This window comes from Olivibacter jilunii (assembly GCF_900607235.1).
Taxonomy (GTDB): domain Bacteria; phylum Bacteroidota; class Bacteroidia; order Sphingobacteriales; family Sphingobacteriaceae; genus Olivibacter; species Olivibacter oleidegradans.
Genome location: NZ_LR027848.1, coordinates 200,150 through 218,508, shown reverse-complemented (window position 1 = coordinate 218,508; position 18,359 = coordinate 200,150). Strand labels below are relative to the sequence as shown.

Sequence of the window (18,359 nt, the reverse complement as noted above, 5' to 3'; positions counted from 1 at the left end):
CTAGTTAAGATTGGGTTTAATACTGAGGGATTGCCGCAAGAATCCCTTATTTGCATGTGTAGTCACATTGGTTGCCGCCAATGTGACTGCCTTTTTAGGGAGGATATGTTCGTCTGTTCATCATTTTTTTTTAGGGTTTAAGCGGAACGCTATTCACAGCCATTACCATCGAGGTACACGGTGTCATTTTTTATTTCATATTTAAAGTTGTTCAGTGCACTAATGACATTTAACATTTCCCGCAAATTCTCTCCTTCATGGAAGGACACGGTAAAATGACAACCGCGGATGGCGTCATTACGATAAATGAAGGTCTTGTTACTCCATCTTTCCAAGGCCTTTCCTGCATCTGCCATGCTTATGTTATCGAAGCGCAATCGCTGATGAATCCAAGCAATCATAGCAGTGGCATTTACATCATGTACTTGCTTGTGATTGGTATGGACATTATAAATCAACTGTTGATTTGCGGTTAACAAGGATACAGTTTCAGCCTGATGCTGAACGGCTATTTTCCCTTGCCGGACTGTTACAGCGATATGCGATGCATCGAAGCTGTTAATGTTGAATGCGGTTCCCAATACTTTAGTGATAAGAGAACCTGTTTCCACAGTGAATGGCTTTTGTTTGTTGGATTGAACATCAAAATAAGCTTCTCCGGCTAAAACCACGCGCCTATCGTTATCGTTATAGTTGCGCGGAATATCTAATCGGCTACCTGCATTTAGCCAAACGGAGGTACCGTCAGGCAACTCAATTTGTCGTTGCTCGCCCAATGGGGCCGTCCAGGTAGTGGTAAATGCATTCCGTAAATGTTCCCGTGGAGAAGACAGCCTTTGATATAAAAGCGCACCGACTAATATCAAGGCCAGTGAAGCCGCAACCCAAGTCAGATAGAGGCGTTTTTGTTTGCGAGCTTGTAAAAATCGCTTATCGGAAGTAATCTGCTGATAACTTTTGAGGGATTGTTCTTGGTCATCCAAGTGGGGGATGATCGGTAAATCCTGAAACCGCCTTAATGCCTGATCAAGCTCCTCTGTATAGGTGTCGTCCTGAACAGCCTGCATTAACCTATGCAGCTCCTCTGCCGTAATGCGATCACTCGCTAGTTTTTCCAATAGTTCGCGTAGGCGTGTTTGATCCATATGTGACCTTTTTGAAGCTTCGTCAAAGCTCTTTATAAGTCAATACACAGGAAAGCTAAAGGATAACTAGGCTACCGGGAAAATTTTTTAAATCAAAAATAGAAAAGGAGAAAAAAATGGATTAAGCCGTATCGTAACAAATGTTTTCGGATTTTTTTCAGGCCTTCTACCAAATGATTGTTAACCGTATGAGGAGAGATTTGTAATCGTTCGGCAATTTGATCATGGCTTAGTCCTTCATACCTACTGAGGCAGAAAATTGTTTTCTGTTGTGGTGAAAGTTGATTCAGCGCTTCTTTAGATTTTTCATCGATTTCTTTTGCAGCCATGATATCCTGCGAAAGATGATCTAGTCTGTCGGATTTTTCCAATAACTCCGCAATAGCCTTCTCCGATTGGGCAATTTTTCGCAATTCATTTAATACAAGTCGACGGGAAATAGTAAATAAAAGTGGTGCTGCGGTAAAGCTATGATCCAATCTATCCCTTGCTTGCCAAAAGCGAATGAAGGTTTCTTGCATGACTTCTTCTGCATCTTCTTCATTTTTTAGAAACCGATAGGCAAAACTGACAATTTTTGTTCGATAGCGATCATAAATTTGGCGAAAGGCAACTTCATTCCCATCCTTGATAAGAAGAATTAGACTTTTTTCCTCTTCGTGTGAATGAATCATGATATGCATTAGGTTTGTTCATAGCAATAGTAAGCATAAAAAACTAAAAATTAAAAAATAGCTGGCTTTACTATTGCTTAAACACCCAGTAGCCCAATATCAGCCACAAAATTCCTTTCAGTAAAAAGAAAAGAAAACCCCAGAAACCAAGCCGTTTAAGCCAGACAATGAATTTATTCTTTTTTGGGATTTCGTTGTGTTCCATGATTATTAAGACGTACAAAGGAGTGTCTTGTTACCGTTTTAGCAACAAAAGAGGACCGTCGTGTCAAATAATGTTATTCGACAGGGAATAAGAACCTGCTTAAAGTAAAGGTAGGAAAATTATTGAATTTCTATAACGCCCGCGTATACGCTATCTGAACTATTGTTGCTACCATCCGTAGCAAAAAATGACAAATAAAGGTGAAGCTTCGTGCCAATTTTAAGTCCTGCAGGTAGTGCGATCTCGTCATGCAGTTCAAACCTACAATTCCCGAATTGTTTTGCTTCTGCGAAAGTTAACCTGTCTTCCGGATATAAGAGCAGCATGGTTCGGTTCCGGTTCAGTTTAGAGTCTATGGATGTATTTTTCCAACTAATATAAAGCTTCTTATTCTTCTGCTCGACCTGAACACCTTCGGGTGGAGGAAGGATTCCTTTGCTAAAACAGAACTTTTCGTAGTCCAATTTATAACCATCGGTTGTTTCTAAAACAGCTTCCTTCAAGTTATACGACATGGCTGAATTGTGACCGGTTCTATTAGTCGCGTAGTTCATAAAACCTAAACGAACAAGAGGAACTATGGGTTTCAACTTTTCTTGCATAAAGCTAAACTTGCTGCGCTGCTTGGCTTGTGATTTGGTAGGTTTTCGGTTTTTGTTGATACGCGGTAATCCACGAACATAGTCGATTCCTTTCCACTTGCAGAATACAACGCTTCCTACTTTTCCTGAAATTGGGCCGTTAGCTCCATTAGTTACTCTTCCCATGACGGATTATCATTAAAGGTTCCTAGATACAATATCAACTTTAGAGATGTTGATATACGATTTATACTACTAAACTAGTAACTATTTTATTAAAATTCGGAAAAAATTAGGATTTTATTTGCTTTTATCCGAATAAGCTCCGAACAAGGTCCGAATAAAATCCTACTGATTTCCAAAATAAAAGTAACGACAATAATAAAAGGGATATTATCCGGACTGAAAAAGGGCCGCGACTTAAGTATTAATTGTAAGCAACTGTAGGTGGTGCTATTTCACGTTAGCTTCTGAATTTTCCAAATACGCCTAAAGGTAATTTACTTCCAGCAGTGGCTTGAAGGAATAATTCGCCCGTCTCTAAATTTTTGACCGAAGGGAAAGCGCTTTTGATAAGATTTTCCACGATTACAGAGGAAAAACCTAGGGAATATGTGTTGAGGATTAAAAAATGTTCCTTGGGGTCTAATAACTTAACCACATCCAACATCATTTCGGTAATGTGGTCTTCTAATTTCCATTTCTCCCCTTTGGGGCCGTGGCCGTAAGCTGGTGGATCAAGGATAATACCATTATATTTATTCCCTCTTTTTAGTTCGCGCTTAACAAATTTTAAAGCGTCTTCTACAACCCAGCGTATATCTGCTAAACCCGAGAGTTCCTGGTTTTCATTTGCCCAGGTAACCACTTGTTTAATGGAGTCAACATGAGTCGTATCGGCGCCTGCGGCCCGAGCGATCAACGAAGCTCCGCCGGTGTAAGCAAAGAGGTTTAAAACTTTTGGCTTTGGCGTTTTAAAGGATTTGACAGTCGATGAGATATAGTCCCAATTAACCGCTTGCTCGGGGAATATGCCTACGTGTTTAAAGGAGGTAAGTCCCAGCCGGAACTTAATTTCTACGTCAGGATTTTTATAGGTGATATGCCATCTATCAGCTATTTTAGCATCCTTCTTGAGCCAGTCTCCGGTAGTAGCCGAACGGCCTTTGAAACGGATATGGTGAAGTTTGTTCCATTCTCCTTCATTCAGCGCTTTTGGCCAAACTGCTTGCGGTTCCGGACGAATCAGTACAAGCTGACCGAAGCGTTCCAATTTTTCAAAATTTCCGGAATCAATCAATTCATAGTCTTTCCAATATTGAGGAGTCAAAAGCTGTATGCTGGATGTCTGTGTCAAAGCGTTAATTTTTTGGCAAAGATAATGATTTGTTATTGGTTATAAGAGGTATTAAGCTTTATGCTATAGGCTAGGTGGAAGCGATAAGTTCCAAGCTACAAAGCAATAAGCCTAGAATCTTACGCTCCTAAGGCCTAATGCATATAGCCTACAGCTTTACTAAAACTTCTCCTTGGCTATTTTCATGAATGGACTGGCGAAAACAAAATCGTTTAGCTCCTCAACGTCGGTATGGGCAATTTCTTTGTTCGATCCTTCCCATTTCTTTTCTCCTTGATATAGAAATAATATATATTGACCGATGCCCATTACCGAGTTCATATCATGTGTAACAACAACGGTTGTTGTGTTGTATTCTTCTGTAATGTCTTGGATTAGTTCGTCAATGACAATGGAAGTACGTGGATCCAGACCGGAATTGGGCTCATCGCAAAAAAGGTATTTGGGCGTCATGGCAATGGCTCGGGCAATCCCAACCCGTTTTTTCATCCCGCCTGAAAGTTCTGCAGGATAAAGTTTATTCCGCCCTTCCAGATTTACACGTTCTAAACAGAAATTAGCGCGTTCAATGCGCTCTTTTTTGCTCATGTCACTGAACATCTGTAAAGGAAAAGTGATATTCTCCTCTACTGTCATCGAATCGAATAGGGCTGAGTTTTGAAAAAGCATGCCAATTTCCTTTCGGATTGGAATACGCTCTTCAAAATTCATCCGGGTAAAGTCCTGGTCCTGATAAAGCACTTTTCCTTTGTTTGGCTCATGCAAACCAACCATGCACTTGAGTAAGGTGCTCTTTCCTGAGCCGGAGCCTCCGATGATTAAACTGATTTTACCGGCTTCAAATTTGGCAGATATGCCTCTAAGCACATCATTGTCACCAAAGGATTTATATATGTCCTGAACGTTAATCATTGTTTTTGGTTTTTAGCCGTTAGCTTTTATATATTAGCTCGTTTAGCTAAGGGCTAATGGTAATAACTAATCGCTTTTTAGAGCATTAACGCTGTAATTACATAATCCGTGGCCAAGATCATAATACAGCTGACGACGACACTTTTTGTACTCGCTTGCCCAACTTCCAAAGCGCCTCCTTTTACATAGAAACCATGATAAGCAGCTACGGATGTAATCACAAAACCGAATACAAATGCCTTTACCAAGGCTACCGCCACGGTATAGCCGTTGAAGTCTCCTGTAATACCCATAATATAATCAGCTGGCGTTACAGCTCCGGAAAGGGCGCCACCGATCAAGCCACCACTCAGTGCCAAAAATATAGATAGGATAACCAGAACCGGTACCATGGTAATGCCCGCTAAGATCTTTGGTAAAATTAAGTAGCCGGGAGCATTAATTCCCATGATTTCCAAGGCATCAATCTGTTCGGTAACACGCATAGAACCGATTTGGGAAGAGATGGACGAACCTACTTTTCCTGCCAAAACGAGCGCAGAGATGGTAGGACTTAATTCCAATATACTCGAGTCGCGGTTGATTTGGCCTATGATGGAGTTTGGAATAAGATCAGACACTAATTGAAAAGCGATCTGCATGGTCATAACCGCACCTATGAACGTAGAAATAATGGCGATCAAGCCCAAAGAGCCTACGCCGATACTGTTCATCTCATGCATAATCTCTTTCCAGTAAATACTCGCTTTTTCAGGTTTTTTAAAAACTGATTTTAACAGTAAAAGATATTTGCCGAAGCTCGTAAAAAACATATATGTGTCTCAAGAAAATATATTATCACCAAACTTATATAAAATTGCATTCATATGCAATTTAGCGATTCGGCTGGCTAAACAGAAATACAAACAGCAATTTGATATATTTGTTTGTTGGGCAAAGAGCCTAAAGCGAACAATCAACATTAATAATTTATAACGATATGAAAAAATGTGCGCTCATTACGGGTGCCACCAAAGGAATTGGAAAGAGCATTGCCTGTGCTTTGGCAAAAGAAGGATTTGATATTTTGCTGTCTGCCAGAACAGAAAATGACTTACTTACCTTACAATCAGCGCTTGAATCCCGGTATCCGAATCAACGTTTTTATTATCAGGTTGCAGATTGTAAGGATCAGCAGCAAGTGAAAGCACTGGCCCTGCAAACCGATGCTTTTTTTTCTCACTTGGATGTCTTAGTGAATAACGTCGGACTTTTTGTACCGGGGGGCTTTTTGGAGGAATCACCCGAATCTTTGGCCGATCACTTGGCGGTTAACGTGCTGTGTACGCATTATTTGGCTGTTTATTTTGGTAAGAAAATGTGTCAAAGAAAGAGTGGACACGTTTTCAATGTCGGATCGGTAGCCGGTAAATCGCCTTTTGTAAAAGCTGCTTCATACAGTGTAACAAAGTATGCAGTACATGGTCTAACAGCTATATTGAGGCAAGAGCTTGGAACATATGGGGTTAAGGTTACAGAAATTATTCCGGGCTCTACGTATACTTCTTCTTGGGAGGGTGTGGATATCCCTTCTGAGAAATTTGTAGCAGCGGAGGATATTGCAGATGCCGTAGTGACTTGCTTAAAGATGAGCAAAGGAGCTAATGTGGATGAAATCGTTATCAGGCCGCTCGATTTGGAGATTTAGTTGGGTGTTGGAAGCGGTGATGTGGCGATGAGCCAATGATTAGCCAATGTGATGGTGGGCAAGCTTAAAGCTTATCGTCTATGGCTCAAGCCTAAAGTGAAGCTGATTTCCGATGGCTAAAAATTACAGCATATAGCTTATAACCATGGAAAAGGAACTTAGGAGAAATGAACAGGAAGGCATGCTTGGTGGCGTCTGTGCCGGCCTGGGGGAATATCTGGGTATTGATAAGGCCTGGATACGGGTGATTTTTGTACTCAGCATATTTTTTAGTGCTGCGGGGATTGGCCTGATAGGTCCGATCGCCTATGTGATTATGTGGATTGTAGTACCTCGTAAACCTTTTGTTTTTCCCGGGTTTCAGGAACCCTACGGCCGGCCGCACATGGAGAAGACGTTTACGGTAGGAGGAGAGGATGTATTCCATCACTTGGAACGGCGAAAACAGAGGGAACGAAGGTCGGTAGGCGTCGCGTTGCTGCTCATTGGTACTTTCTTTTTGTTATTGCAATTGGATTTTATTACTTGGGAGGAGCTTATCAAATACTGGCCGCTTGTTTTTGTGGTGGGTGGACTGATAAGCATCTTTAGCTCTTTCAAGCTCGGAAAAGGTCAGGCAGCGGAAGAGCCACTGATAGCACAACCTAAGGATAAGGAAAAACCGGAAGAGAGCGAATCGGAACAACCTTCGTAGCTGCGTACATAAAACAAACTGTAACGCTGTGGTATAAAACGGAGCAATAGGTCGTGCTCCTTGGTGTCGACCGTTAAGATATATTGAATATGAATAGAGAAAGATTAAATTGGGGATTGGTGCTGCTTTTTATCGGCGTCATGTGGCTATTAAGTAACACGGGAGTTATCTCTTTTTATTGGTCGAGTTTATGGCGTTTTTGGCCGGTGTTTCTGATCATTCTGGGGGTTAACTTGCTGTTACCTAAGCATGGGGTAGGCAATGCCATCTCAGTGGTTGCAACTATTGCGGTTTTGATTTTTATAGGCTTTCAGGTATCAAAACCGAGTAGAATATGGGGAGGGCATATAAGCTATGAAGACGGCGGTGATAATAAAGACCGGGGGGATAACGACATCGCCGGGGAGGTGAAAAATGCGGATTTTTCGAGCCCCTATAGCCCAAGCATTCGAAAAGCCCACCTCGAAATCAAAGGTGGTGCCGTTGAGTACAAGATGGATGGGGAGGCCGCGGAACTGTTTAGCGCGCATTCGCGTGGTGTTTTTTCGGGGCATGTACTTCAAACGACTACCAAAGACTCGGTGGCTGAATTGACCTTTAGAATGAAGGATGTAAAGAAAAAGAACTGGAATATCGATGGTGAGGGAAACAATGAGGTTGAGATGTCTTTGAATACCAACCCGCTTTGGACTATCAGAGTGGATGTCGGAGCCGGAGCCGTCGATTTCGACTTAAGCCGATATAAAATTGAACGCCTTACGCTCAAAGGAGGCGCTGCTTCTTTTGAGACAAAACTGGGTATGCCGATTGGCGAGTCAATCATTGACGCAGAGTCAGGTGTAGCAAGCGTAGAAATAGAAATTCCCAAGGAAGCCGCTGCCCGGATTGATGTGAAGTCCGGATTATCTTCTAAGGAATTTCCCGGATTTATTAAACAGAACGATGGGTCTTATATAACGGAAGGCTTTGAACAGGCAGGAAATAAATATTTAATTGATTTAAAGGGTGGGCTTAGTTCATTTTCGGTAAAAAGATATTAGTGGAGGTGTAGGGTTTTGGGCATGAGCTTTAGGGCTTAGAGCATGAGGTATTAAGGTATTAGGTTTTAGGCGTTAGCGGTTTAGCGCATAACGTTTTAGATTTTAGGTATGAGCTGTTGGATGAGATTGGTGTAAGGTAGGATGTTTTTTATCATCCCTCCGGGAGACAGGTCATCCCTGCTGGAGCGGGCCATCTTCCGGGAGGGAGGCTTTTTGAATTTTTAATTTTGACTTTTTACTTTTTAATTTGACAGCATACTACATAGTAAAAAATGGCAAACCATTTGGACCACTTAGTTTATCGGAACTAAGGACGATGGGATTAGTGGGTACAGACTTTATCAAGGAAGACGGTTGGGATGATTACAAAGAACTGAGGGAAATTCCGGATCTCAGTACAAAATTGGGCATAGCATACGAACGGGCGCTGCCTCAATACTATGCTACCTTAGATGTTAGGCTACTAGCTGCGGCCATCGACTATTTTTTCGCTTTTCTCATTTACTGTTGTTTCGCCCTGGCGATTGTGATCAAAGCCGAGCATAAACAGGAGCAATGGACTTACCTCCTTTTCGGCCTATTGACAGTTCCTTTATTCAAATTCATTATATGTGTGATCGGTGAGGGCTCCGCTAAAAACGCTTCACCTGGAAAATTGCTGTTGCAAATTAAAGTAACCGACACGAAAGGCAATCCTATCGGCTTTGGAAGAGCGCTTTGGAGAAATATGGCCAAAATTACAGGCTTACTGACTTTAGGCGTGAGTTATTTAATTGGCTTTATGGATCGTAAGCAACAGTGTGTCCACGACAAATTAGCGCGCACTTTAGTGATTAAAGGAAGACTTATTTAGCAGCGATTGGCAATGGTTTTTCTGCTTACATTGGCTAACCGACCCTAGGGGAGCTCATGAACCGAGTGCAATGAGCTCATGAATGCCAATAAAAAAGTAATTGACTATGAATAATGCCCTTTGAAGTTAACACTAATGAATAATTATCCCATTAGCTAATTATTCACTATCTGTTTTTTAAGTGTTCATGAACACACTTTGTTCGGTTATTCATCATTAATTCCGTCACTCAACAACACGAAATCGTTTTACAAAAAAAAGACAATTCATAATTTGTTGATTTTCAATAGATTATTTCAGATGCGTGTTACGTTAATGTTATCAAATGAGTTAAACGCTTGTTTGAATTAAACGTTTGTTTAACTTTGCGCCCATTAATTCATTAAGTGATGACTGAATACAGTGAGAAGCAGCTTTTGATTATGGACACCGCCCTTCGTTTATTTTCAGAGAAGGGATATGATAAGACCTCCATCCGCGATATTGCACAGGCCGCGGAAGTCAATGTAGCCATGGTGTCCTACTACTTCGGATCGAAAGAAAAATTGCTGGAAGCCCTTTTTAAAAAGCACTTTACGTTTATTACGGGCAAATTAGAGAGTATTCTTTATGAAAAGGACAGTACAGCCTTTGAAAAAGTCGAACAGATAATCGATGTATTTATTGACACGCTCTACAGTAGGCAACGATTTAATCGACTTATGACCCGCGAAGCCAGTATTTTACAGGAAGGACCGCTGTTTGATATGATTTTTGAGATGAAAACCAAAAACCGGAAGCTCATGGAGCGAGCTGTAAAGGCGGGACAGCGGCTTGGTGTTTTTCGTAAGGATGTAAACGTGTTCTTTTTATCCTCCGTATTGATTGGAAGTGTGAATCAGATGCTCGCCAATTGTCGCTACGAAGCACAAAATGCCAAGCTGGAAGGCTCGGAAGCCGAGAATTTTCAACAGGAAAAAATCAAAATACTGCGGAATCATCTCAAGCAAATGTTCATTGCTTACCTGACCCAACCGGAATTAAAAAGATAAGAGCAAAAATGGATAATATAATAAATAAAGTGAATAAACTTTTAGTAGGGTGTTGCTTGCTGGTTATAGCAGGCAATACGGTGTTAGCACAGGAACAAAGAACGCTCACTTTACAACAAGCGATTGATTTAAGCTTGGAAAACAGTAAAGAATTAAAAGTGAGCGATAGTAAGGTTAAACAGGCCTTAGCTTCTTTGCAAGAAGCGAAGGATAACCGCCTGCCCGATATTGATATTTCCGGACAATACATGCGGGTTAATAAACCGAATGTGGATTTTAAGTTACAGGGATCCGGATCGGAAGAATCAGGGGAAGGTTCGGGTAGCGAAATGCCGAATGTTAGCCAAGCTATGTTTGGGATGGCTACCGCTAGCTTGCCGATTTTCGCCGGTGGTAAAATTACTAATGGCATTGCTTCGGCTAAATATTTGGAAAAAGCAGCTGAACTGGATGCCGAACGGAACAAGCAAGAGGTGATACAAAATACCATTGCCGCGTATTATAATTTATATAAAGCACAAGCAGCGGTAAAACTGGTGACAGAAAACCTGAATACTTCAAAGCAGCGCGTAAAAGATTTCGCTAATATGGAGGCGAACGGTCTGGTGGCTAGAAATGACCTCTTAAAAGTTCAACTTCAGGAAAGCAATTTAGAATTGGCGCTGCTGAATGCCGAGAACAATGAGAAGATAACAAATTTTAATTTTGATTTAATGCTGGGGTTAGATGAAAGCACCAGGTTGGTTTTAGACACCACCGGTCTTTCTGTTAAACCTCAAGTCAAGTCGCTGGCCGACTGGGAAAGCCTGGCTTTGGACAATCGCGCCGATTTCAAGGCGCTCTCGAGCCGACAAGATGCTGCACATGCGAATGTGAAAGTAGCAAAAGGATCGTACTACCCGTCTTTTGCGGTTTCGGCGGGATATGTCGGTATCAATGTTCCACACGCACTAACCGTTACCAACGCCCTAAATGCCGGGGTAGGTTTGAGTTATAATTTAGCTTCGCTTTACAAAGCAGGAGCAAAAGTTAAACAGGCTAAAGCGCAGGAGGAACAATTGGCATGGAACCAGGAACAATTGAAAGATGGGATACGGATCGATATACATAAAGCATATCAGGATTATACGCAAAGCCTGAAAAAAATTCAAGTATATGAAAAGGCCGTGGAACAAGCCAATGAGAATTATCGCATTACTAAAAATAAATATGATAACAGCCTAGCCACTACCACCGACTTGTTGGACGCCGATGTGGCTCGTTTACAGGCAGGCATTGATTATGAATATGCAAAGGCCGATGCGGTAGTAGCTTATAATAAATTGTATGAAAGCGCTGGTGTAAGCGTAGGGGAATAAACAAATAAGAGATTTAAAGGTATTAGCAATAAAATATGGAAACCAATAATCAAACTACGGCAAAAGAACCGGAAAAAAAATCCGGAAATAAGGGTTTTGCGATTGTTTTCGTTCTGCTCATCCTAGTGGGAGGAACATATGGTGTAATTAAATATTTACACGCTCAGAAACACGAAGAAACAGATGATGCACAAATCGTGTCGACGATCAGTCCGGTTATTCCGCGCGTATCCGGTTATATCAAGGAGGTCCGCGTAAGCGATAACCAAATGGTGCATAAAGGAGATACCTTGGTGATCCTGGATGATCGGGATTATCAGGTTAGTTTAGCTCAGGCTGAGGCTTCATTGGCTAGCGCACGGAGCAATGCCCATGTAGCAGGTGCGGGTATTCAAGTGGCCCAAGCCAATATCAGTACTTCTCAGGTGAATGTGAACACGGTAGAAGCGCAGATTGAATCAGCAAAAGTTAATCTTTGGCGGGCAGAAAATGATTTTAAGCGTTACGAGAATCTGATTAAGGATCATAGCATTACGCAACAACAGTATGAAGAGGCTTTAGCCACCAAACAGTTGGCACAAAGACAGCTCGATGTGTTACAAACACAGAAACAATCGGCCGCAAGACAAGCCGCTGCGGTTGGTACGCAGAAATCCGTTAGTGCCGGGCAGGCATCGGTAGCGGAGGCAACCATTAAGCAACGGGAAGCAGAAGTGGAAGCAGCTAAGTTAAATGTTTCTTATACCGTGATTACGGCTTCAATTGACGGTCAGGTAGGTAAAGTGAACTTGCAACCGGGACAATTTTTAGGAGCTGGGCAATCGCTTTTCAACATTGTTCCAACTACCGAAAAATGGGTAATCGCAAACTTTAAAGAGACACAACTCACTAAAATGAAAACGGGACAAAAAGTGTCTATTAAAGTGGATGCTTATCCTGACTCTACCTTAGAAGGCGTGGTTGCTTCTTTCTCTCCGGCAACCGGTGCCGCTCAATCTTTGTTACCGCCCGACAACGCTTCCGGTAACTTTGTGAAAGTAGTACAGCGCATTCCGGTGAGGATCGATTTTAACGAGGGACAAAGTCCTGAATTGATTCAAAAAATCCGTACCGGAATGAACGTATTGGTAGATGTGCATCTTAATTAGCTATCGGAAATCAGCTTTCAGCTCTCGGATTTATAGATTGGAAGTATTGAATAAAAAGCTGATTGCTGATGGCTGGAAGCTGAAATCTTAAAATATATGGAACAAAATTCTTTAGTTGAATATGGTTGGCGGCGGGCAATTATTACCATAACAGCTATTTTATGTGCGCTCTTGGAGATTGTGGATACCACCATCATCAATGTTGCGCTCAATGAGATGCGCGGTAATATGGGCGCTACGCTGAGCGAGATTGGTTGGGTCATTACGGCTTATGCCATTGGTAACGTCATCGTAGTGCCGCTAACGAGTTTCCTTTCTCAACAATTCGGTCGGCGCAATTATTTCGCCGCCTCGGTTATTCTTTTCACCATATGTTCTTTTCTGTGTGGTAATTCAACCGCCATGTGGGAATTGATTTTATTCCGGTTTCTACAAGGGGTAGGGGGTGGTGCCCTGTTGGTAACCTCTCAAACCATTATCACGGAAGTGTACCCGATTGAAAAGAGAAGCATGGCTCAGGCTTTGTATGGTTTGGGAGTCATCGTCGGACCTACGCTGGGACCTCCGCTCGGTGGGTATATCGTTGAAAATTATAGCTGGCCTTACATCTTTTATATCAATATTCCAATTGGTGTAATTGCAACCATGCTGACACTTAAGTTCGTTAAAAGTCCTAAATACGGCGAGAAGCGGTCGGCGCGGGAAATTGACTGGTGGGGGATTGTATTTCTGGCCGGGGCCGTCGGATCGTTGCAGTTTGTATTGGAACGCGGACAAGAAGAAGATTGGTTCAATAACAGTATGATTTTGGCCTTTACCATTCTTTGCGCGGCTTGTGTTTATTTATTTATCTGGCGCGAACTCACGGTCAAAAACCCGATTGTCGAGTTGCGCGTACTGAAAGATGCCAATTTACGGGTGGGCACGATCCTTTCCTTTATTATGGGGTTTGGTTTGTACGGATCAACATTCATTATTCCGCTTTATACACAAAACAGCCTCGGTTGGACGGCTTATCAGGCGGGTCTTTTGATGGTGCCGTCTTCATTGGTCACGGCCTTTATGATGCCGATCATCGGACAGGTCCTGCAGCGGGGGGTGAAACAAAAATACCTGGCCGCTATGGGAATGTTTCTCTTCTTTATGTTCTGTTTTTGGGGTTTTCGTATTATAACGCCGGATACAGGGGAGGGCAATTTCTTTTGGATGCTGATGCTGCGCGGTTTAGCCATGAGTATGCTATTCATTCCGGTAAGTACCCTATCACTTTCCACCTTAAAAGGGGCGCAGATCGGTCAAGGAGCAGCCTTCACCGGGATGATGCGGCAGTTAGGTGGTTCCTTCGGTATCGCTTTGATTACTACCTTTATGACCCGGCAAAACGCCCTACATCGTAATAATTTAATTGAGCATATCAACCCGAACAATCCCTTGTTTCAACAGCGATATCAAGGGATGGTAAGTAATTTTATGCAACATGGTATGGCACCCAACCAAGCTAAAGCTGCCGCGCTGAAAGCGATGGATGGGTCGCTTATGAACCAGGCTTCAGTGCTTTCTTACATGGACGTGTTCTTATATATCGGTATCATGTTCTTAATCTGTGTGCCTTTTATCCTTATGCTGAAAAATGCGAAAGCTAAACTGGATATGTCGAATGTGCATTAAAAAGTAAAAAGTAAAAATTCAAAAATAAAAAGTAAAAGTTCAAAAAGGCGAGTGTTGAATGGCGCTCGCCTATGGCTTAAAGCTTATTGCTTGCATCAATGTTAAAAAATGTTAATACATGCATTTAACCAATTAATTCAATAACTTTGCAAATAGCATTGTATTGAATTTTATGGGCAGACTCTACACCCTCATTTTCTTTATTATAATGGGGCTTATGGCAGTTTCATGCGATAAGGAGGAAGTCTATGTCTATGATCAACAGCTGGTGTTGGAGCGAGAAGCGCCTATGATTGCTTCTTATATTACGGCACATGGCTTGTCCGATTCGGCCAAGCTTCATCAGGAGACCGGTATTTGGTATGTCTTGAGCGATTCGGGGACTACGGCTGTCGATTATCTGACGATCGATTCGGCAACAAACAAAGAGCAGCTGAAAAATAAACTGATCCGGGTAAAATATACAGCACGTATGTTGGATAGCACGGTCTTTGAAGAAAACACAAGCTTGGATTCCATTCCTTATAAACCGTTGCTAACTTCCGAAACCGATACCGGGCGGATTTTGGCTTGGAAAATTGCCTTTTATCCAAAAAGTGTTGGCGGATTATTGGAAGGTGGTTTACGTATCGGTGCTAAAATAAGAATCATCACACCTTCCGTATATGGCTATCAAGACCGTCCCTATGGTATTGTCAAGGAAAATTCGCCACTTGACTATGAACTGGAAGTCTTGGATATCACCGATGCCGACAAACCCAAAACAATGCGTAAGAATTGATTTTCACATAATTTAGAGACAAGAGATAAAGTATAAATGAACCTTTCTATCAAAAGAATATCCTTATTAAGTTTATTGGGCATGAGCCTTTTCGCAGCCTGTAAGAAACAGGAGTACCAAAGCATCGAAGAACTTGATGCGGTCAGTATTGATTCCTATATACGGGCTAACAACTTAACGGTTCAACCGCTTGGCAATAGCGGTATGTATTATCAAATATTGGAAGAGGGAAAGGGGAATGATATCGACTATACCGGTCGGTACGCCTTGGTCTATACCGTGCGCTCATTGGATGGTGTTTATAGCGTAACCGATACCTTTGCTTCCGCCAGTCGTTATTTTGATTATTTGGGCTATTTCTTGGGGGCCGCTCCGCAGGGCACCGCGATTTCCACGAGCCCTGCCTATCAGCAGCAAATTGAACGAGAAGAAGGCTTAAAAATGGCTATCCGAAGCATGTTGAAGAAGACGGATGGTCAAATCCGGGTGCTTATCCCGTCACGCTTATTGCCTTACGGTCGAAATGGAAACACCGATTTGGGGATACCTTCCAATGCTTCGATGGATTATGTGATTCGGGTCATTGATAGTGCGAGTATGCCGGCTTATGAGGACTTGTCCATACGAAAGAGAATGCAGGCTGCAGGACTAGATACTGCCGATTTTACAAAAACCGAGACTGGAATATATTATCAAATTACTGAGCAGGGTGACGGTAATCCAATTACGGTTGATTCGACAATTACTTGCTCATATAAATTGCATTTAATGAACGGTACCGAATTTCAAAGTGCAGACTCTGCGACAGTCTTAATATCTAATACAGTTAATGCTTGGAAGGAAGTTCTTCCCAAAATAAATCAGGGAGGAACGGTCCGTTTTCTTACACCTTCAACGCAAGCGTACGGATATTCCGGATCGTCTTCGATAGCACCATTTTCGGCGTTGGACTTCGAAATTTCTGTGCGGAAGACAGAGAACGATGACTAATCCTTCAAAGCACTTTTATACACCTCCAAAGCCCGCTCGCGGGCTTTTTTATGTTCTATAATGGGGCTAGGATAGCGAAAGGGGTCATCCAATTCGGGAATCCAGCGTTTTGCATAAACGAGCTTGGGGTCAAATTTTTTTAATTGTATCTCCGGATTAAATACCCTAAAATAAGGAGCCGCATCGTTGCCTGATCCGGCAGCCCACTGCCAGTTTCCTACATTACTGCTTTGTTCATAATCCTGTAATTTTCGCGCAAAATAGGCTTCTCCCCATCGCCAGTCGATCAGCAAATGTTTACACAAAAAACTAGCCACCACCATCCGTACTCGATTATGCATAAAGCCCGTCTCATTCAATTGCCGCATACCGGCATCTACCAGCGGATAACCGGTTTTCCCTTGGCACCACGCGTCAAATTCGCTTTCATTATTACGCCAATGAATTCGGTCGTAAGCAGATTTAAAGGCCTTGTTAACTGTTTCAGGAAAGTGCCATAAAATCATCATATAGAACTCGCGCCAGATCAGCTCATTTAGCCATGTTTTTTCGCTCGCTTGTCGTGCATCCTTTATCAGTGAACGAATACTGACCGTCCCAAAACGGAGGTGTACACTCAAATGGCTTGTGCCTTTTTCGTCCGCAGGGATATCGCGTGTATGGTGATAATCGCCTATAACCGTCTTATAGCTTTTACTCGGAAAAGTTTGTTTGGTAGCAACAAATCCTAGCTCTTTTAGTGTGGGAATCGTTTGCCAATGAGATCGGAGTGCCGCTAAGTGACGCTCACTTGGATAATTTTTAAGATGGGATTCACCTAATTGAGCGAGCCAACAATTTCTATAAGGGGTAAATACGGTATAAGGTTCGCCATTACTCTTCAGGACTTCTTCCTTTTCAAAAATGACCTGATCTTTAAAGGTATAAACGGCAATATGGTATTGCCTAAGAAAATCACTTATTTCTTTATCTCGCTTTCGCGCATAAGGTTCATAATCATGATTAAAATATACCGCTATGGGATCGAATTTTTTTACAATTTCTTCCCAAGCTTTATTTGGTTCATCATGGTAAAAGGCGATGCCGGAGCCTTGTTGTTCCAGCTGTTTGTTTATGGCTCTCAGCTCACGATGGATAAATGAAACTCGGGCATCATCGTGATCTTCCAACTTCGACAATATCGCAGTGTCAAAAATGAATACGGGTTGGACTTTGTATCAGCTACGCAACGCCTCATACAGCGCATGATTATCCTGTAGGCGTAGATCACGTCTGAACCAGAATATACAGGGGCGCTCTTTCCTACTCATCCCTCTTTTCTCTTTCAAAAATATGTTTTAAAGCAGTTTCTATGGTGGGATAGGTAAACCGAAAGCCAGCGTTAAGTATTTTGTCGGGCGATACTTTTGCACTATCCAATAGTAACTCACTCATTTTACCCATAATGGATTTCAGGACGAAAGCAGGGACAGGCGGCAGCCACAGCGGTTTACCTAAAATCTTTGCAATCTGTTGATTTAATTGTTTATTGGTGACAGGTTCCGGAGCTACCATGTTGTAGACTCCCTGTAATCCCGGGTGCTCCAAAGCGTAGATATACATATTAACGGCATCCTGGATATGGATCCAAGGAATATATTGTTTTCCGCTTCCTAAAGTAGCCCCAAGTCCAAGTTTAATAGGTGCAGCTATTTTGGATAAGGCACCGCCTTCTTTGGCGAACACCACACCACACCTCAAAGAAACCGTACGAAGCCCGAGCGACCGACCTTTTGCTACGGCCATCTCCCAGGCAAAACAAGTCTGACCCAGGAAGTCGTCCGCGGGAACACGGTCTTCACTCAATAATTCGTCCCGTTTATTGCCGTAATAGCCCGTTCCGGAAGCCGATACCACCTGCTTTACCTGGTGATTACCGGTTGATAATAATTTATAAATAAGTCCGATACTATCGGTGCGGCTTTTTAGGATCTTCGTTCGTACATTTTTACTCCACGGTCTTTTTCCAATATTTTCACCGGCGAGATGAACAATCGCATCCACCTCTTCTATACAAGTCTTGTCTATTATACCCTCCTCCACATTCCAGGTAAAGTATTTTACCTGTTCGCTATCCCGTTGTGGCTTGCGTACGAGGGCGTGAACGATGTACCCCTTTTTCGTAAGTGCTGCTGTTAGGTGCTCACCGACCATACCCGAGGCCCCGGTGATTAATATTCTCTTCATGTGTACGGT

18 protein-coding genes and 1 pseudogene are annotated in these 18,359 nt (G+C 42.4%); 10 read left to right on the top strand and 9 right to left on the bottom strand.

Annotated features, from left to right (window positions below):
* Positions 1-149: 149 nt before the first annotated feature.
* The 6 genes from E0E36_RS00940 to E0E36_RS00910 form a co-directional block, all read right to left on the bottom strand.
* Positions 150-1,145 (bottom strand): FecR family protein, encoded by a 996-nt coding sequence (locus E0E36_RS00940; protein ID WP_130854435.1) that lies wholly within the window; start codon positions 1,143-1,145, stop codon positions 150-152.
* Positions 1,146-1,237: 92 nt separating this feature from the next.
* Entirely contained in the window at positions 1,238-1,819 is a 582-nt protein-coding gene (locus tag E0E36_RS00935) for an RNA polymerase sigma factor (protein WP_013664951.1), read from the bottom strand.
* A gap of 324 nt (positions 1,820-2,143) precedes the next feature.
* A complete protein-coding gene (locus tag E0E36_RS00925) occupies positions 2,144-2,791 on the bottom strand; it encodes a DUF6266 family protein (protein ID WP_130854433.1) in 648 nt (215 codons plus the stop codon).
* Positions 2,792-3,068: 277 nt separating this feature from the next.
* A complete protein-coding gene (locus E0E36_RS00920) occupies positions 3,069-3,962 on the bottom strand; it encodes a class I SAM-dependent methyltransferase (protein WP_130854432.1) in 894 nt (297 codons plus the stop codon).
* A gap of 159 nt (positions 3,963-4,121) precedes the next feature.
* Positions 4,122-4,874 (bottom strand): ABC transporter ATP-binding protein, encoded by a 753-nt coding sequence (locus E0E36_RS00915; RefSeq protein WP_013664954.1) that lies wholly within the window; start codon positions 4,872-4,874, stop codon positions 4,122-4,124.
* A gap of 77 nt (positions 4,875-4,951) precedes the next feature.
* On the bottom strand, positions 4,952-5,686 hold the full coding sequence (locus E0E36_RS00910; protein ID WP_013664955.1) for an MlaE family ABC transporter permease: 735 nt from the start codon (positions 5,684-5,686) through the stop codon (positions 4,952-4,954).
* 167 nt (positions 5,687-5,853) lie between these two features.
* On the opposite strand from E0E36_RS00910, the gene E0E36_RS00905 reads away from it, so the two are divergent.
* The 10 genes from E0E36_RS00905 to E0E36_RS00860 all read left to right on the top strand — a co-directional run bounded on the left by E0E36_RS00905 (position 5,854) and on the right by E0E36_RS00860 (position 16,124).
* Positions 5,854-6,561 carry an SDR family oxidoreductase gene (locus E0E36_RS00905; RefSeq protein WP_130854431.1) on the top strand — a complete coding sequence of 236 codons (708 nt, stop codon included), beginning with the start codon at positions 5,854-5,856 and terminating at the stop codon, positions 6,559-6,561.
* Positions 6,562-6,706: 145 nt separating this feature from the next.
* Positions 6,707-7,255: a PspC domain-containing protein gene (locus E0E36_RS00900; protein ID WP_130854430.1), complete on the top strand. Its 549-nt coding sequence runs from the start codon at positions 6,707-6,709 to the stop codon at positions 7,253-7,255.
* Positions 7,256-7,344: 89 nt separating this feature from the next.
* A complete protein-coding gene (locus E0E36_RS00895) occupies positions 7,345-8,295 on the top strand; it encodes a LiaF transmembrane domain-containing protein (protein ID WP_130854429.1) in 951 nt (316 codons plus the stop codon).
* 247 nt (positions 8,296-8,542) lie between these two features.
* The gene (locus E0E36_RS00890) at positions 8,543-9,148 is read left to right on the top strand and encodes an RDD family protein (RefSeq protein WP_130854428.1); all 606 of its coding nucleotides are present in this window, start codon (positions 8,543-8,545) and stop codon (positions 9,146-9,148) included.
* 389 nt (positions 9,149-9,537) lie between these two features.
* Positions 9,538-10,179, top strand: a complete 642-nt coding sequence (locus tag E0E36_RS00885; protein WP_013664960.1) for a TetR/AcrR family transcriptional regulator — start codon at positions 9,538-9,540, stop codon at positions 10,177-10,179.
* Positions 10,180-10,187: 8 nt separating this feature from the next.
* Complete coding sequence (locus tag E0E36_RS00880) at positions 10,188-11,537, top strand: TolC family protein (RefSeq protein WP_130854427.1); 1,350 nt, start codon at positions 10,188-10,190, stop codon at positions 11,535-11,537.
* A gap of 35 nt (positions 11,538-11,572) precedes the next feature.
* Positions 11,573-12,685 carry an HlyD family secretion protein gene (locus E0E36_RS00875; RefSeq protein ID WP_130854426.1) on the top strand — a complete coding sequence of 371 codons (1,113 nt, stop codon included), beginning with the start codon at positions 11,573-11,575 and terminating at the stop codon, positions 12,683-12,685.
* 96 nt (positions 12,686-12,781) lie between these two features.
* On the top strand, positions 12,782-14,353 hold the full coding sequence (locus E0E36_RS00870; protein ID WP_130854425.1) for a DHA2 family efflux MFS transporter permease subunit: 1,572 nt from the start codon (positions 12,782-12,784) through the stop codon (positions 14,351-14,353).
* A 217-nt stretch (positions 14,354-14,570) separates the two neighbouring features.
* Positions 14,571-15,134 carry an FKBP-type peptidyl-prolyl cis-trans isomerase gene (locus E0E36_RS00865; RefSeq protein WP_130854424.1) on the top strand — a complete coding sequence of 188 codons (564 nt, stop codon included), beginning with the start codon at positions 14,571-14,573 and terminating at the stop codon, positions 15,132-15,134.
* 81 nt (positions 15,135-15,215) lie between these two features.
* Complete coding sequence (locus E0E36_RS00860; RefSeq protein WP_165446893.1) at positions 15,216-16,124, top strand: FKBP-type peptidyl-prolyl cis-trans isomerase; 909 nt, start codon at positions 15,216-15,218, stop codon at positions 16,122-16,124.
* Here E0E36_RS00860 and E0E36_RS28265 read toward each other — a convergent pair.
* From E0E36_RS28265 to E0E36_RS00850, 3 genes and pseudogenes are all read right to left on the bottom strand, one after another.
* Positions 16,121-16,744 (bottom strand): cryptochrome/photolyase family protein, encoded by a 624-nt coding sequence (locus E0E36_RS28265; protein WP_341273580.1) that lies wholly within the window; start codon positions 16,742-16,744, stop codon positions 16,121-16,123. The two genes, E0E36_RS00860 and E0E36_RS28265, sit on opposite strands and share 4 nt — an antisense overlap.
* Before the next feature lie 207 nt (positions 16,745-16,951).
* Positions 16,952-17,434 (bottom strand): annotated as a pseudogene (locus E0E36_RS28260) (deoxyribodipyrimidine photo-lyase); the annotation flags it as partial.
* Positions 17,427-18,350 carry a TIGR01777 family oxidoreductase gene (locus E0E36_RS00850; RefSeq protein ID WP_013664967.1) on the bottom strand — a complete coding sequence of 308 codons (924 nt, stop codon included), beginning with the start codon at positions 18,348-18,350 and terminating at the stop codon, positions 17,427-17,429. The gene E0E36_RS00850 and the pseudogene E0E36_RS28260, both read right to left, overlap by 8 nt.
* Positions 18,351-18,359: the final 9 nt, after the last annotated feature.

What these genes read in the sequence shown, in the direction of transcription:
- E0E36_RS00940 (WP_130854435.1), bottom strand. Translation starts at nt 1,145, where the DNA reads ATGGATCAAACACGCCTACGCGAACTATTGGAAAAACTAGCGAGTGAT.
- E0E36_RS00935 (WP_013664951.1), bottom strand. Translation starts at nt 1,819, where the DNA reads ATGATTCATTCACACGAAGAGGAAAAAAGTCTAATTCTTCTTATCAAG.
- E0E36_RS00925 (WP_130854433.1), bottom strand. Translation starts at nt 2,791, where the DNA reads ATGGGAAGAGTAACTAATGGAGCTAACGGCCCAATTTCAGGAAAAGTA.
- E0E36_RS00915 (WP_013664954.1), bottom strand. Translation starts at nt 4,874, where the DNA reads ATGATTAACGTTCAGGACATATATAAATCCTTTGGTGACAATGATGTG.
- E0E36_RS00910 (WP_013664955.1), bottom strand. Translation starts at nt 5,686, where the DNA reads ATGTTTTTTACGAGCTTCGGCAAATATCTTTTACTGTTAAAATCAGTT.
- E0E36_RS00905 (WP_130854431.1), top strand. Translation starts at nt 5,854, where the DNA reads ATGAAAAAATGTGCGCTCATTACGGGTGCCACCAAAGGAATTGGAAAG.
- E0E36_RS00900 (WP_130854430.1), top strand. Translation starts at nt 6,707, where the DNA reads ATGGAAAAGGAACTTAGGAGAAATGAACAGGAAGGCATGCTTGGTGGC.
- E0E36_RS00895 (WP_130854429.1), top strand. Translation starts at nt 7,345, where the DNA reads ATGAATAGAGAAAGATTAAATTGGGGATTGGTGCTGCTTTTTATCGGC.
- E0E36_RS00885 (WP_013664960.1), top strand. Translation starts at nt 9,538, where the DNA reads ATGACTGAATACAGTGAGAAGCAGCTTTTGATTATGGACACCGCCCTT.
- E0E36_RS00880 (WP_130854427.1), top strand. Translation starts at nt 10,188, where the DNA reads ATGGATAATATAATAAATAAAGTGAATAAACTTTTAGTAGGGTGTTGC.
- E0E36_RS00875 (WP_130854426.1), top strand. Translation starts at nt 11,573, where the DNA reads ATGGAAACCAATAATCAAACTACGGCAAAAGAACCGGAAAAAAAATCC.
- E0E36_RS00870 (WP_130854425.1), top strand. Translation starts at nt 12,782, where the DNA reads ATGGAACAAAATTCTTTAGTTGAATATGGTTGGCGGCGGGCAATTATT.
- E0E36_RS00865 (WP_130854424.1), top strand. Translation starts at nt 14,571, where the DNA reads ATGGCAGTTTCATGCGATAAGGAGGAAGTCTATGTCTATGATCAACAG.
- E0E36_RS00860 (WP_165446893.1), top strand. Translation starts at nt 15,216, where the DNA reads ATGAGCCTTTTCGCAGCCTGTAAGAAACAGGAGTACCAAAGCATCGAA.
- E0E36_RS00850 (WP_013664967.1), bottom strand. Translation starts at nt 18,350, where the DNA reads ATGAAGAGAATATTAATCACCGGGGCCTCGGGTATGGTCGGTGAGCAC.